Source organism: Microterricola gilva, from assembly GCF_004217495.1.
Classification (GTDB): Bacteria; Actinomycetota; Actinomycetes; order Actinomycetales; family Microbacteriaceae; genus Microterricola; species Microterricola gilva.
Window position 1 is genome coordinate 1,802,457 of the sequence record NZ_SHLC01000001.1, and the last position, 14,275, is coordinate 1,816,731.

Annotated in this window: 12 protein-coding genes and 1 tRNA gene; 3 read left to right on the forward strand and 10 right to left on the reverse strand. The window is 67.0% G+C overall.

Annotated elements, in window-relative coordinates; all coding sequences use genetic code 11:
• Positions 1-8 precede the first annotated feature (8 nt).
• Entirely contained in the window at positions 9-656 is a 648-nt protein-coding gene (gene pcp, locus EV379_RS08385; protein ID WP_130505740.1) for a pyroglutamyl-peptidase I, read from the forward strand.
• A 33-nt stretch (positions 657-689) separates the two neighbouring features.
• Positions 690-2,156 (forward strand): anaerobic C4-dicarboxylate transporter, encoded by a 1,467-nt coding sequence (locus EV379_RS08390; protein WP_130505741.1) that lies wholly within the window; start codon positions 690-692, stop codon positions 2,154-2,156.
• Positions 2,157-2,293: 137 nt separating this feature from the next.
• On the opposite strand, the gene EV379_RS08395 is transcribed toward EV379_RS08390, so the two are convergent.
• The 5 genes from EV379_RS08395 to EV379_RS08415 all read right to left on the reverse strand — a co-directional run bounded on the left by EV379_RS08395 (position 2,294) and on the right by EV379_RS08415 (position 7,386).
• Entirely contained in the window at positions 2,294-3,775 is a 1,482-nt protein-coding gene (locus EV379_RS08395) for an arylsulfatase (RefSeq protein WP_130505742.1), read from the reverse strand.
• A gap of 102 nt (positions 3,776-3,877) precedes the next feature.
• A complete protein-coding gene (locus tag EV379_RS08400; protein WP_130505743.1) occupies positions 3,878-4,792 on the reverse strand; it encodes a formylglycine-generating enzyme family protein in 915 nt (304 codons plus the stop codon).
• Between the two features lie 161 nt (positions 4,793-4,953).
• Positions 4,954-5,027 (reverse strand) — tRNA-Ile (locus tag EV379_RS08405).
• 27 nt (positions 5,028-5,054) lie between these two features.
• On the reverse strand, positions 5,055-6,314 hold the full coding sequence (locus EV379_RS08410; protein WP_242616293.1) for a glycosyltransferase: 1,260 nt from the start codon (positions 6,312-6,314) through the stop codon (positions 5,055-5,057).
• A 151-nt stretch (positions 6,315-6,465) separates the two neighbouring features.
• On the reverse strand, positions 6,466-7,386 hold the full coding sequence (locus EV379_RS08415) for a DMT family transporter (RefSeq protein WP_207226218.1): 921 nt from the start codon (positions 7,384-7,386) through the stop codon (positions 6,466-6,468).
• A 40-nt stretch (positions 7,387-7,426) separates the two neighbouring features.
• Between EV379_RS08415 and def the strand changes: the two genes are divergently transcribed.
• Positions 7,427-7,993: a peptide deformylase gene (gene def, locus EV379_RS08420; protein ID WP_130505744.1), complete on the forward strand. Its 567-nt coding sequence runs from the start codon at positions 7,427-7,429 to the stop codon at positions 7,991-7,993.
• Between the two features lie 78 nt (positions 7,994-8,071).
• Here def and EV379_RS08425 read toward each other — a convergent pair whose 3' ends face one another.
• From EV379_RS08425 to EV379_RS08445, 5 genes are all read right to left on the reverse strand, one after another.
• Positions 8,072-11,698, reverse strand: a complete 3,627-nt coding sequence (locus tag EV379_RS08425) for a phosphodiester glycosidase family protein (protein ID WP_165397329.1) — start codon at positions 11,696-11,698, stop codon at positions 8,072-8,074.
• Between the two features lie 205 nt (positions 11,699-11,903).
• A complete protein-coding gene (locus EV379_RS08430; RefSeq protein ID WP_130505746.1) occupies positions 11,904-12,209 on the reverse strand; it encodes an AzlD domain-containing protein in 306 nt (101 codons plus the stop codon).
• On the reverse strand, positions 12,206-12,922 hold the full coding sequence (locus EV379_RS08435) for an AzlC family ABC transporter permease (RefSeq protein ID WP_130505747.1): 717 nt from the start codon (positions 12,920-12,922) through the stop codon (positions 12,206-12,208). Before EV379_RS08435 ends, EV379_RS08430 begins: the two co-directional genes overlap by 4 nt.
• A complete protein-coding gene (locus EV379_RS08440; RefSeq protein ID WP_130505748.1) occupies positions 12,919-13,824 on the reverse strand; it encodes a sensor histidine kinase in 906 nt (301 codons plus the stop codon). The genes EV379_RS08435 and EV379_RS08440 overlap by 4 nt, the downstream gene beginning before the upstream one ends.
• Before the next feature lie 113 nt (positions 13,825-13,937).
• Positions 13,938-14,234, reverse strand: a complete 297-nt coding sequence (locus EV379_RS08445) for an SHOCT domain-containing protein (RefSeq protein WP_242616294.1) — start codon at positions 14,232-14,234, stop codon at positions 13,938-13,940.
• Between the last annotated feature and the right edge of the window lie 41 nt (positions 14,235-14,275).

The following is a 14,275-nucleotide window of genomic DNA, read 5'->3' on the forward strand; positions in this document are numbered from 1 at the left end:
GAGTTCACATGAAGATCCTCATCACCGGCTTCGAGCCTTTCGGCGGTGAAGCGATCAACCCCTCGTGGGAGGCAGTACGAGCATTGCCCGACATCGTCGCGGGCGCCGACGTCATCAAGCTGATGATTCCTGTCGTGTTCGGTCAGTCTGCCGTTGTCGTTCGCGACGCGATCATCGAGCACGACCCCGACGTGATCATCAGCGTCGGCCAGGCCGGTGGCCGGTTCGCGGTCAGTCCGGAGCGCATCGCCATTAATGTCGATGACGGTCGCATCCCTGACAACGCTGGCAACCAGCCGATCGACACGCCAATCCGCGAGGATGGACCTGCGGCGTACTTCAGTTCACTACCTGTCAAGGCGATGGTGACCGCGATGCGCAAGGCCGGGATCCCGGCCCAGGTGTCCAACACCGCTGGCACCTACGTCTGCAACCACATCATGTACCAGATCCTGTATCTGATCGGTCACGAATTCCCTGGTAGGCGAGGCGGTTTCATTCACGTTCCCTACTCTCCACAACAGGTGGTCAACCAACCGCCCCAGCCGTCGATGGGCATCGACGACATGAGCACGGCGCTGGAGGCGGGGCTCGAGGCGGTTGTGGCCTACACCGGCAAGCCAGACGAACACGCCGTCGGAGGAGCTGTCCACTAACAGCCGACCGGTCGGCGAGCAGGAGGAAACGTCATGCAGGAAGGCATCGTCCTAATCCTCGAAGCGCTGGTCGTCGTGGGGTGCATCATCATGGGCACCCGTGCGAGCGGCGTCGGAGTGGGCCTCTGGGGAGGCGTCGGCGTCGCAATCCTCGTCTTCGTCTTTGGCGAAGCGCCGGGCGAACCGCCGTCGGCGGCGGTCGCCATCATCATCGCGGTGGTGACAGCTGCCTCGATGATGCAGGCCGCGGGCGGTATCGACTGGATGGTGAAGGTGGCCGCCGGCGTAATCGAGAGCCGCCCGAAGCAGATCACGCTCATCGCCCCGCTCACGGCATTCCTGTTCTCCGTTGGCGCTGGCACCAGCAACATCCTCTATCCGCTGCTTCCGGTGATATATGACGTGTCGTACCGCAACGGAATTCGGCCATCCCGACCCATGAGCGTGAGCGTCGTGCAGTCGGGCGTCGCGCTCGCCGCCTCGCCCGTTTCAGCGGCGATGGCAGCGATGCTTACGCTGACGGATGTCGCCCCCTACAACCTCGGCCTGATCGAGATTCTCGCCATCACCTTTCCAGCGTGTGTAATTGGCATCATCGTGACTGCCCTTGTAGTCAGCCGCTTTGGGAAGGAACTCGCAGACGACCCCGAGGTGCAGGAGAAGATCCGCACTGGGGTCCTTCCCCCGATCCCAGCCAGACCACTTGCGCCGCGAGTCCGACGCGGCAGAAAAGCTCCGCCCTCCGCAGGGACGTCGGTGGAAGGTGCTCCGATCGTGGGCCAGGGACTCGTCGTCGAGGAGGAACGGGCCTCGGCCAAGCTCACCGCGACGAAGGAGGGGCGCAACGCCGCGCTGGCCTTCCTCGCCGGAGTGCTGGCGATCGTGCTGTTTGGCTTGTTCCCCGGCCTGCGACCCACCGTGCCCGGCGCGGAGGGTGAGAGCCCGCTCCCGCTCGACATGACCAGCACTATCGTCATCGTGATGCTGGTCGTGGGTGTGGCGATCCTGTTCGTCGGGCGGCCCAACGTGAAGACGGTATCCGACCAGTCCGTCTTCAAAGCGGGCATGGTCTCGGCGATCGCCCTCTTCGGAATCGCCTGGATGACCGCCACATTCATCGAGGCGCATGAAGAGCTCATCGTCGAGACCGTCGGAGCATGGGTGACCAGCTACGTGTTCATCTTCGCGATCGCGGTCTTCATCGTCGCCGCTATGACCACAAGCCAGTCCACGGCGACACGGACCATAGTCCCGATCGGGCTTGCAGCTGGCCTCCCGCCAGAGCTGGCGGTCGGCATGTGGGCGGGAGCCATTGGCGGCGTCTACTCGTTCCCGACCGGCGGGCCCCAGATCGCCGGAGCAAACTTCGACCTCTCCGGCACAACGAAGCTGGGCTCCAAGCTGTTCGACCACAGCTACTTCCTACCGATGCTGGTGCTGTCACTCACCACCGTGCTCGTGGGTTCCGCAATCGGCGCGATCTTCTTCTTCGCCCGCTGAGGCGGAGAGGTGCAGCAGGCGCGACTCGTGCGACGAGATCGATGCCTTCACCCTGGGCGTCAGCGACCCGAAGTCCTGGTCCTCTTGCCCCAGGCGACGTGTCACGCACACTGAAGGGCTCGACTACCCCTCCTTCATCAACCGGCTGACGAGAGCCCGTGCATCATCTTGGCGAGCTGTTCTTGCACCTGCGCATCGTCGACTTCGAAGATGGCGTAGCTGATGCCCGCTGTCTGGATAGGGCGATTCGGAAACTGCTTGTAGGTGGGCAGCACACCCAGGAGCCTGGCGGCCATCTGCGGCAATTGCCACGTCTTCTCCGCGTAGCTGGTCATGAAGATGTCGTATCGTTCCTGCGGGTCCTGCCACAGGTCGAACAGCTGCGGAACGATCGCGGTGTACGACGACGGCCCGCGCCATCCATCTCGGACGTTCCAGACCGCTTTCCACTTACCGAGGCGGATGGCTCCGGGGATCATCTCGGTCTCGGTCATGTAGAACCAGTGGTCCCGGTTGGAAGGCCCGTCGCCCCGCAGGAGCGCGGATTGGTCGTAGCTGTCAAAGATGGTGGGCTCACCCTCGCGGTCCTCGGTCGGCAGCTCGAGGCCGGCGATGCTGGCAAATGTGGCCATGAGGTCGAGGGAACCGACGATCTCGGAGTTACGTCGTCCGGCCTCGATGGTTCCGGGCCACCAGGCGATCGCGGGTACGCGGCTGCCGCCTTCGTAGTCGGTGCCTTTCGTGCCACGGTACGGGGTGTACCCGCAGTCGGGGTAGACGTCTTGCCACGCGCCGTTGTCGGTCGTCCAGACGATCAGGGTGTTCTCTTCGATGCCCAACTCACGGACCTTGTCAACGACTTGACCCACCCGGTGGTCGAGCTCGACCAGGGAGTCGAGGTATTTCGACTTGGCCAGGGACGCACCCTCGAAGTCGGGGTGGGGCAGGTTCGGTTGGTGCAGCTTCGCCGTGTTCAGGTAAAGGAAGAACGGGTTCTCCCCGTTCGCATGCTCTTCGAGGTAGTCCAGCGCGATGTTCGTCGACTTCTCATCGATGAACGGAATGTTGGAGGAATCGATCTTCTCGACCTCGCGCGGCGTCTCCCCAACTTTGCCTTCGAGCGCCCCGGTGACGTTGCCCCACATCTTCATCGTCTCTGCGTCGTCGAAGGGGAAGTCGGGGTTATACGCCCTGTCGGTGTAGGTGTACGCATTGAGGTGGTAAAGCGTCGTGTTGTACATCTCGTCGAAGCCGTGCGCCGTCGGCATGGCGTAGTCCGCCTCACCGACGTGCCACTTGCCGATGTGGCAGGTGTTGTAGTCGGCCTTCTTGAGAACGCTCGCGAGAGTCCACTCCGCGGCGGGCATCCCGCCGCCCTGCCCGGGGAACGCGACGGTCGTCATGCCGCTGCGGATCGGAAGTCGCCCGGTCAGAGCCGCGGCGCGTCCCGGCGTGCAGCTCGGTTGCCCGTAGAACGACATGAATTGCAGGCCCTCGGCCGCAAGGCGATCGAGGTTCGGTGTCGGCGCACCTCGGTTCTCGCCGCCGCCGTAACATCCCAGATCACCCCACCCGACATCATCGGACATGAACAGGATGATGTTCGGCTTATCGGCCATCGCTTTGTCTCCCCACTTCGACAAGTTTGATTGGACCCTAGCAGTGCCGGCCTCAGCTAGTCACGCTTCGAGTGACGAATCGCTGACGACCCGACCGTCACTTTATGCATCGCGCGCGCAACGGAAACCGATGTGCGACATCCCGGTGTCCTCCGATTGCGGCGACCGCGCTGCCGGCCGAAAGCGCAGACAGTATTCCGGTGAGCACAAGAACGAGCCCCCCTTGAGCACGCGGCGCGCTGTCGAGGGGAAGGCCTCGTCTGCGCTGGCGCGAGCCAGCAGGTTCTCCCGCTTGCCCGCATCGACCGGCCGATCCGACAACCGCACATGGCGAGGGGTGTAGAAGTCGCTCGTCCACTCCCAGACGTTCCCAATCATGTCGAACAACCCGAAGCCGTTCGCGGGGTATGTACCGACCTTGGCCGTACCGCCGACCCCTCGGTTGTCGTACGGAAAGCGACCCAACCAGGAGTTCGCCTGCGCGATACCGCCGGGGTAGGGCTCCTCGCCCCATGCGAACCGTGCACCGTCGACCCCTCCGCGTGATGCGAACTCATGCTCCGCCTCCGTCGGCAACCGAAGCCCCGCCCAGTCCGCGAACGAGGCCGCATCCTCGAACGCGACATGCACGACGGGGTGTTGCATACGAGCATCAATCGACGAGCCCGGGCCGAACGGCCGACGCCAATAGGCGCCGGGCTGCCAGCGCCACCATCCCCGCCAATCGCCGAGGTCGACCGGGCCGCGAGTCGGCGTGAACACCATCGACCCCGGGACCAGATCGGCCGGATCCGCGCCCGGAAACGCAGCAGCCTCAAGCTTGCGCTCCGCGATTGTGACATAGCCCGTCGCGTCCACGAACTCGGCGAACCTCGCGTTCGTCACTGCGTACCGGTCGAGGAAGAACGGGTCGACCCGGCGCTCGTGAACGGGGCGCTCGTCGGAGTAGAACTCGTCGGAGCCCATTCGGAACGATCCACCCCCGATCATCACCATGTCATGGCCATCGACAGTCATGCCCCAACTGTAGCCAATCACAATCGCCTGTGGCGGGAGGCGAACAAGGGCGCTTGCTCTGAGCGCGAGATACCCGATGCAGACATTCGGGATCAGGAGCGTTTCAGCACTTCCGAAGCAAACGCGTGGCGCTAAATAGCGCTTGATCAGGCATTTAAGAGTAGGGCGGACGGGACTTGAACCCGTGACCGGCGGATTATGAGTCCGATGCTCTAACCAGCTGAGCTACCGCCCCGTGCGCCTTCCGGCATCCGTTCAGAAATCAGTCTGAGGATGCGGCGGGTGCAGCGTTGGTGACCAGTTCGGTCACAGCTTCTCCACGATACAGGCTCTCAAAGGTGCTGATCGTGCGTTGGATGTCGTGTGCGACGATGCGGTTGAGTGACTCCTGCTTCATTGCCGTGAGCTCATCCGGTGCCATCTCGAGCACCGTGCGCAGCTTCTCGGCGAGGTCGGTGGGGTTGCTCGGCTCGAACAGGAAGCCATTCTGGCCGTCGGCGACAAGGTGCGGCAGTGCCATCGCGTTCGCCGCGACGATCGGCAGACCGGATGCCATGGCCTCCATGGTCGCGATGCTCTGCAGCTCGGCGATCGACGGCATGGCGAAGACGGTTGCACCCGTGTACTCGGCGCGGAGCTCGGCCTCGGTGACGTAGCCGCGGAACGTGACCCGGTCGCCCAGGCCCAGGGTGTCGGCCAGGTGCTGCAGGTTGCGCATCTGGTCTCCCCCGCCGACGATGTGGAGCTTGGTGTCGAGCTCGGCTGGCAGCAACGTCAGCGCCTTGAGCAGCACGTCGATCTGCTTCTCACCGGTCACGCGACCGACGAAGAGCACCGTGTTACCCGTGCGCGGCTCGAAGTTCGGGGTGTACTCGTGGGCATCGATGCCGCAGGAGATCGCGTGCACACCCTTGAGTCCGGTGTACTGCTCGAGGAACTGCGCCGCCTTCGCGGTCGGCGTCGTCACGGCTTCGGCGCGGCCGAAGGTGCGGCGCGCGGCCTTCCAGGCGAGCCCAATGGCCCATTCCTGCCACGCCTTCGGCAGCAGGGTGAACTCGAGCAGGTTCTCGGGCATGAAGTGGTTGGTGCCGATGATGCGGATGCCGCGCTTCTCGGCTTCGACCGAGAGACCGCGCCCGACGATGATGTGCGACTGGAAGTGCACGACATCCGGCTGCACGAGGTCGATCACGCGCGCGCTGTTCTGGCGGATCCGCCACGGCAGCGCGAAGCGCAGCCAGTCGTGCGGGTACCAACGCCAGCTGCGCAGGCGGTGGGCCATCATCTTCTGGCCCTCGTGTTCCTCCATCCAGCTGCCGTGCTTGCGCGAAGCGGCGGGAGCCATGATGTGGACCTCGTGACCGCGGGCGACGAGGCCGGCGGCGAGACGCTCGGCGAAGCGAGCCGCACCGTTGACGTCTGGCGCAAAGGTGTCGGCGCCGATCAGCACGCGCAATGGCTTCTGCGCGGACCGTGAGCCGGCCGCGGGTGCGGCGGAAGACGAGCCTGGCGTTTCAGTCAAGTGGAGATTCCCTCACGGTGCTGGGCCGGGAAGAATGCGCCGGCGAAAAGTCAGTGGTCCGCCTCGAAGCGGAACTGCATGCCCCCAGTCTAAACCGGGCTGGCTGTGACACTGTCAAATGTTCCCCGGAGCGTCGGATCTCAGCCGACGCTCAGACCTTCGTCTGCGGGTGGTGTTTGGCGAGGGCGAAGACGCCCCAGATCGCGACCGCTCCGGCCACAACGAAGCCGATCACGGCCCAGAGCGGCGCCTGTGACGCCTCATCGAGCACGAAGATGCCGATGGCAACGGCCACGAGCGGGTCGACGACGGTGAGCCCGGCGATGACCAGGTCAGGCGGGCCGGACGCGTACGCGTTCTGAACGAAGTAGCCACCGAGTGCTGCCGCGGCGAGCAACGCGACGACGCAGGTGAAGGTGAGCCACTCGAAGTTCTCGTTCTGGATGCGGCTGATGATCACCTTCGCGAGCGTCGCGACGAAGCCGTAGAGCACGCCAGCCCCGAGAATGTAGAAGAGCGCCTTGAACTTGTTGCGCAGGGCGATGAACGCAAGCACGAAGGCGACGAGCACCACGGCGAGGATCACGAGGATCGTGATGAGGTCCTCGTCGGTGACCGGCTTGTCGACCGCGGTGAAGGCGGCGATCGTCACGAACAGGCCGACGCCGCCGACACACATGCAGATCGCGATGATCGACCTGCGATTGAGGGCGACCTTGCTCACGCGTGCGTTGACAATCGACGTGATCACCAGCGCGACGGCACCGAGGGGCTGCACGACCATGAGTGGCGCCTGGGTGAGGCTGGCGAGCTGCAGCACGACGGCGAAGCCGAGCATGAGCGTGCCGATGACCCACGACGGCCGGGCGAGCAGCAGCATCAGCTGCTTCACGTTGAGTCCGGAGCCCCCGGCGTACTGGGTGTTGCGTTCGACCTTGACGACCCCGCGGTGCTGGAACTGCGCGCCGAGCGAGAGGAACACCGCGCCGATGAGCGCGAGCACGATTCCGAAGACGACTCGTGGGTCCTGTGGAATCAGTTCCTCGGCAAGGTCGTTGAATTCGAAGGGCACCCCACGACACTAACGTGACCGGGGCCGATATTCTGTGAACATGGCCGTTCTTCCCATCCGGATCTCCGGAGATCCCGTGCTGCACACCCCCGCAGCCCCCGTGACCGTATTCGACGACGAGCTGCGCACCCTCGTCACCGACATGTTCGAGACCATGGATGCCGCCCCCGGCGTCGGCCTCGCCGGCCCCCAGGTCGGTGTTCCGCTCCGTCTGTTCACCTTCGGCTGGGTCGACGATGACGGGGTGAAGTGGCGCGGCGTCGCCATCAACCCCGAGCTCTGGCTGAGCCCGATGGACGTCGGCCCAGCCGACGAGGATGAGGAGTCGGAGGGCTGCCTGTCGTTCCCCGGCGAGCGGTTCCCGCTGCGCCGGGCCGACCGCGTCATCCTGCGCGCGACGGACATCGACGGCAAGCCGTTCGAGATCGTCGCGGAGGGCTGGCTGGCCCGCATCTTCCAGCACGAGTACGACCACCTGGACGGCCTGCTCTACGTCGACCGCGTCGAGGACGACTACCAGCGCATCATCGCGAAGATCACCCGCAAGCGCGGCTGGGGCGTTCCTGGCAACGCCTGGATGCCCGGCGTCGACAACCTCGAGGACTGAATCACGCGGCCGACGCGCCGCACCGCATGCACGAGGAGGCACCCCTGCCGGGGGTGCCTCCTCTGCTTTTCTGTCGCGCTACTGCCGGGTGCGCAGCTTTCGACGGCGGATCACCACGAGCGCTGCGCCGGCCAACAGCAGGATCGCGCCGCCCAGACCGAGGCTGCCGGCGGCGAACCCGGTGGTGGCGATGGCACCGGTATCGCTGGAGCCGCCCGCAACGTCGGAACCCTCGCCGGTGCTGCCGCCGTTGCCGTTCCCCGGGCCGCTCGGATCGGTGGGGTCGGTGGGTCCAGTGGGGTCCGTCGGGTCGACGGGGTCGGTCGGATCGGTCGGATCGGTCGGATCGACAGGGTCAACTGGAGCCCCGGCCACCGTGACCGGCACCTCGGCACGAACACCGTTGACGGTCACGCTCAGCATCGCCGTGCCCGCCTGTGTGGCGGTGAGCTCACCGGTCAGGGTGTTCAGGCGCAGGGTGGATGCCGCGCGCTCCTGGCTGCGCGTGCTCCCGCCGTCGACCACGGTGACGCCCTCGCCGGCCCACTGGGCGGTGACCGGCCAGGCAACGGGCACCTCGCGGCCGCCGTCCTGCACCAGCGTCGACGCCACGGAGGCGGTCTCCCCCACGGTCATCACGGTCGGCGCATCCAGCCGCAGCTCGTCCACGCGCGGTCGCGTCTCGGCCTGCATCCAGTTGATGCGCGAGCTGACGGAGTCCGGGTTGGCGCCGACGACGCCGGCGCGGGGGTTCACACCGAGCAACGTCCACCCGACGAATCCGCCGTGGTCGGCCGCGCCGGCCGGCCCCTTGCCCGAGTTGCCGTTGATGATCTGCGAGACGCCGTCGACGCTCGCACCGTGGAAGACGCCGACGTGACCGTTGATCACGGCGATCGACTTTCCCGTGTCCTTGCGGAACGTGGCGAAGCGCTCGTTCAGCGCCGCCGCCTCGTAGCGGTCGCCCAGCTGGCTGTCCTTGCTCGACAGCGGGTCGTCGGATGGATGGTGGAAGAAGACCATCACGCCCGTGACACCGGCATCGGATGCGGCATCCTTCAGCTGCGCCTCCAGCATGTTCAGCTGCGCCATTCCGCCGCCGCGCAGAGTGCCAGCCGAGCTGTTCAGCGTGATGATGCGGGTGGAACCGAGGTCGCGCGTGCCCGACGCGGCGCCGAAGAACTTCTCGAAGTTGCTGATCGGCGCCCCCATCACCTCGTGGTTGCCCGGCACGTAGATCCACGGCAGCTTCGAGCCGACTTCCTCGTCAAGGATGCGCTCAGCGAGCTCGAAGTCGATGTCTGCCGCCTCGTCGACGAAGTCGCCGTTGATCACGAGGAGGTCGGGGTTCTCGGCGACGATCTCCCGCAGCGCCTTGCGGGCACCCTGGGCGTTGACGCTGTCGGGGTTGCGACCGACGAACTGCGCGTCGCTCATCACGGCGATGCGCTGGGCGCGGCCGTCGACCGTGCCGTTGGCCGCGATGATCGGATCGTGCACATACGGGGATGCCGGCTGATCGACGCTCGCCGGAACGATCGCCTCGAGCCCGGCAATGCTCACGTCGCCCTGGTAGGAGACGGCCGTGCGCGTCTCCATGAATCGCACCCGCGAGATCTCGATCGGGTAGGCGGTGCCGACGGGCACGGTGAAGCGCACCTGCTGCCAGTCGTTCCAGGTGACCATCGGGCCGTCGAGGTTGCTGGTCACGCCTGCGGCGCTCTTCAGCTGGATGCGCGGCCAGATCCCACTGCCGTCGCCCTTGATCCAGAGGCTCAGCGCCTGCGGCTGCCCGGGAATCTGGATCGGGGCCGGGGCCACGGCGTAGGAACCGCGGGTCGCGGTCGATGTGGTGAAGTCGTGTTGCAGGCGCAGTGCGTCCTCACCGTTCGGCCCGCCGGCCGGCATCGGGGTGAGCGTTCCGGCCGCCCGGTCGGAGGCGAACTTCCAATCCGCACCGTTGGAGAAGTCGGCGACCGTTGTGACGTCGTAACCGATGGTCACCGCGACGTCGACGCTCCGTCCGCCGACGGTGAAGGTGATCGTGGCCGATCCGGCATCCGCCGTCGGGGTGATCAGCCAGCTGTCGAGCCCGTTCGGCACGACGCTCACCTTCTCGCCGGCCTGCACCGATGCGTCGCTCACCTCGACGGGCACCCGGTTGCCGTCGCCGTCGAGGGCGGTCAGGCGCACCTCGCCCGTCTGGCCGGCCGTCTGCAGGGCCACGACCGACTTGTCGGCGGTGATGCGTTGCAGCTCGCCGAGTACGCGGATGCCGCTCGAGGCGGTCTTGCCCTCTGCGGTGTAGTTCACGCTGGCCTGTCCCGCAGCCACGCCGAGTACGCGGGCGGAGCCACCGTCGATCGCTTCGAGGCTGACGGTTGCGCTGTCCGCAGCGAAGGCGCCCTCGGCGGGGATGCCCTGCAGATTGGCGTCGAGGCCGGTGCCCGTGAGGGTGCGGTGGAGTCCAGGAAGCACCGTGTCGGCGCCCTGGCGCTTCAGCGCGGGCGCGACCATCACGTCGCTCAGCTGGGCCGCGGGCGCGGAGGAGAAGAAGGCGAGGCTGTTGGCGACGATTCGCTCGTTCCCGTCTGAGGGGCGGTTCACCACCGTTGCCTCGGTGTTCCCGGCCGTTCGGGCGAGCATCGTGGTTGACCCACCGCCGTCGAGGTTGATGGCGTTCCAGGCGCCGAGGTCGAGCATCAACCGTCCGAGTTCCTGTACCGTCAGGCCGCGGCTGTCGCCGGCGCGTCCGTCAACGGCCACCACGTAGACGGTGCTGCCGTCTCGGCTGACGCCTACGGCGGTGCGGGCCGCCTCGACCTGGTCGTCCGGGGTCTGGACACCGTCGGCGACGAGCCACTGGTTTCCGCTGACCGCCAGGTCGACATCCTTGCTCACACCGGTGGTGATCACGATCGGGTCGCCGACGCTGAGCGCGCTCAACGCGACGGCCTGCGTGCCGCGGCCGACGAGCACACTCGTTCCGCTGGGGATGTTCGCCGGCTGTGTCAGCGCCGCCGGATCCGTTTCGATCGCCGAGACGAGGCCGTCCACGACGGATACCGCGGCGATGTCGGTCGCGCCACCGATCGGCGCGTTCAGCGGGTAGCTCCCCCAGATCGAGGTGTACAGGCCGATGCGGTTGGCCTCGACGCTCGGGGTGTTGATGCCGGAGAGCGTCGTGCTGCCGCCCGCGAACTCCACGGTGCCCTGCACCATGAGCTTCTGAACCGTCGCCAGACCGTCGTTCATGGTGAATGCCGGTCGGTCGGCCGGGCTGGCGGTGCGGATGCCCTGCGTCGACGACACGTTCGTCGACACGGGTGCAACCGAAGCGTTCATGTCGAAGTAGTCGCCGTTGACCGCGGCCACGGCGCCGGTGCCACTGATCTGCTCTGAGACCGTCGCACCGCCGCTCACGGTTCCGGCGTCGAGCACGTCCAGGCTGAGCGTCGGTGTGGACAGGTCGGCGACCATGACATGGCCGCTCACCCAACCGGCGCCCTGCACGCGACGGAAAGAGGTGAGGTCGAGACCGGGGGCCACGGCCTCCGTCTCGGCGGTCAGCAGCGAGGAGCCGTCGCCGCCCAGGTTCAGGCCGTTACTGTCTGGCGCCGCGACCGCGGCGCTCTCGGTGGCGACCGCATCGAGGCTCACCGCGCCGGTGAGCATCAGTGCGCCCGCGGTCACAAGCGCGAGCACCCGCCTCGGCGAGCGTTGAGGGTTCGGGGGTATCGGATGTGGAGCAGTCATACTTCGCCTTCGTCAAGAGGTCAGATCTTTCGCGCATAGTGCGCGCTCTGTGACGGTAGACAGGCGGTGTAAGCGGCAGGTGGCGCCCGGGTGAACGCCGCCTTAAGCGGCGAGGGAGCCCTCGCCCGCGCGTTCAGACGTCGGAGGTGGGCGGCTAGCTGAGGGCGCGGATGCCGGCGGCGACGAGCGCGGCCACGATCACCACGACGATGAACGGCACGCGCAGCGCGAACAGCCCGGCGGCCACGATCACGGCGGGCACACGGGCATCGATCACGATCTCCTGGCCCTGCGCGAAGGTCTGCACCCCGATGAGCGCCGCGAGCAGCGCGACGGTGAGCAGCTCCGCGACGCGGGACACGGCCGGGTTGTCGAGAACCCGCGGCGGCACGAGGTAGCCGGCGAGCTTCAGGATGACGCACGCGATCGACGCGAGAATCACGATCTGCCACATGGTCATGCGCGCTTCTCCGTCCCCAGCCAGTTGAACGCACCGACGACGACGGCAACGAGGGCGGCGACGAGCACGGGCAGGCCGGGCATCAGCACGGGCGTCAGCAGAACGGCGACGAGGGCGGCGGCCACGGCGACGGCGCTCGCCTGCAGGCGCTTCAGTCGGGGCCAGAGCAGTCCGAGGAACGCGGCGGCGGCTGCGGCATCGAGTCCGTAGATGCGCGGGTCGCCCAGCGCATCACCGATGAGCGCCCCGAGCAGGGTCGTGAGGTTCCAGCCGATGAAGATCACGATCGCGGTCACCCAGAAGCCGACCCGGCGCAGGTGCGGCCGCGGCTGGGCGAGGGCGACGGCCGTTGATTCGTCGATCGTGCCCCACGCCGCGGCGAGCTTGGTCCACCAGCCGCCGCCGAGGATCGGCGCCATCCGCATGCCGTAGATGGCGTTGCGGGTTCCGAGGAGTGCCGCTCCGGCGATCGCGGTGGGACCGGCGGCGACACCGCCGGTGGCGAGCACGCCCACGAGCGCGTACTGCGAACCGCCGGTGAACATCACCAGGCTGAGGAAGCAGGCCTGCCAGACGTCGAGGCCTGCCGCGACGGCGAGTGCCCCGAAGGAGATGCCGTACGCGGCCGTCGCGATGCCGACGGCCCACGCCTCGCGGACGACGATCTTGCGGGCCGCGAGCTCATCGAGTTCGCCGACTTCCGCGACGCTCATCGCGCGAGGTTGACGCTGTGCACCCCATTGTGGAAGCGCAGCGCGGGGAAGATGACCGACACCGAGAAGCCGACGCCGGGAACGGTGCGGGCCTGGAACACGCCGCCGTAGAGCTCGGCGCGCTGCTTCATCTGGGTGAGGCCGGCGCCGGAGAAGTTGGACGTGAGCGCGTGCAGGTCGTCGTCGATCGTGTACGCGGTGTCGCGGTTGATCGCCTCGGAATCCAGGCCGGCGCGGCGGGCCTTGGCCCGGATGCCGTCGTCGTCGACGAGCAGCTGCAGCCCGTCACGGGTCCAGCTGAACGAGACCTTCGCCTCCGTGCCGGTTCCGCCGTGCTTGAGCGCGTTGGCCAGCGCCCCCTGCAGAATGCGGAAGATGGCCAGCTCGGCACCCGGCTTGAGCTCGTAGCGCTCACCCGATTCGTCGAAGACGATGGTGAGGCCGGCATCCCGCATCACGCGGAAGAGGTCACGGGCCGACTGCAGCCCCGGCTGGCGCGAGGAGACGGATTCACCCTCGCGCGCCACGGTGAGCACGCGGCGCATGTCGCCGACGGCCTCACGGCCGGACTCGACGATCGCGCCGACGACGCGGGCGGCCGAACTGGGGTCGCTTTCGGCGGTGTAGCGCGCGCCCTCTGCCTGGGTGATCAGGCGGGAGACGTTGAGCACGGCGACGTCCTGCAGCTCGCGCACGATGCCGAGGCGGCCGGTCTGCTCGGCCAGCGAGAGTTCGAGGTCGATGCGGGTGCGCTCGGCACTCGTCCAGTCCCGATCGCTCCGGCGCAACCGCCGCGCGGCCCTGAGCCAGAGCACCACTGTCACTGCCAGAGCGAGCACAAGCACCGCCGCCACGATCAACAGCACCGACGACGACGCGTCGCTCTGCAGCCATTCGGCCATGTCTTGCCTCCACTCGAAACGGGCCGCACCGAGTGCAGCCCGCGTTCGATTTTAGCGAGCGGATGCCGCAGAAGCAGCATCCGCCCGATTTCCTCCTGCCTCGGAGGCGCCCGCTAGCGCTCCGGACGGTTCGCCCGCAGCACCTCCAGGCGCGCCCGATACTCGGTCTCGTCGATGTCGCCGCGGGCGTAGCGCTCCGACAGCGTCTGCTCGGCCGAGACGGTCGGTGCCCAGCCGTGCGGGCCGTAGCCGCGGCCGCGCCAACGGCGGCCCATGAAGACGAAGAACAGCACGAACAGGGTGATCCAGAAGATCGGGATCAGGATGAAGAGCCAGCTCGGCCCGCCCCAGCCGTAAGGATGGGCGGCGACCGTGGCGATGGCCGGGGAGGACATGAGTGTTGTGAACATGGTGGGGTCCAATCGACGGGTGAGCGATCGGGTGCGACCGC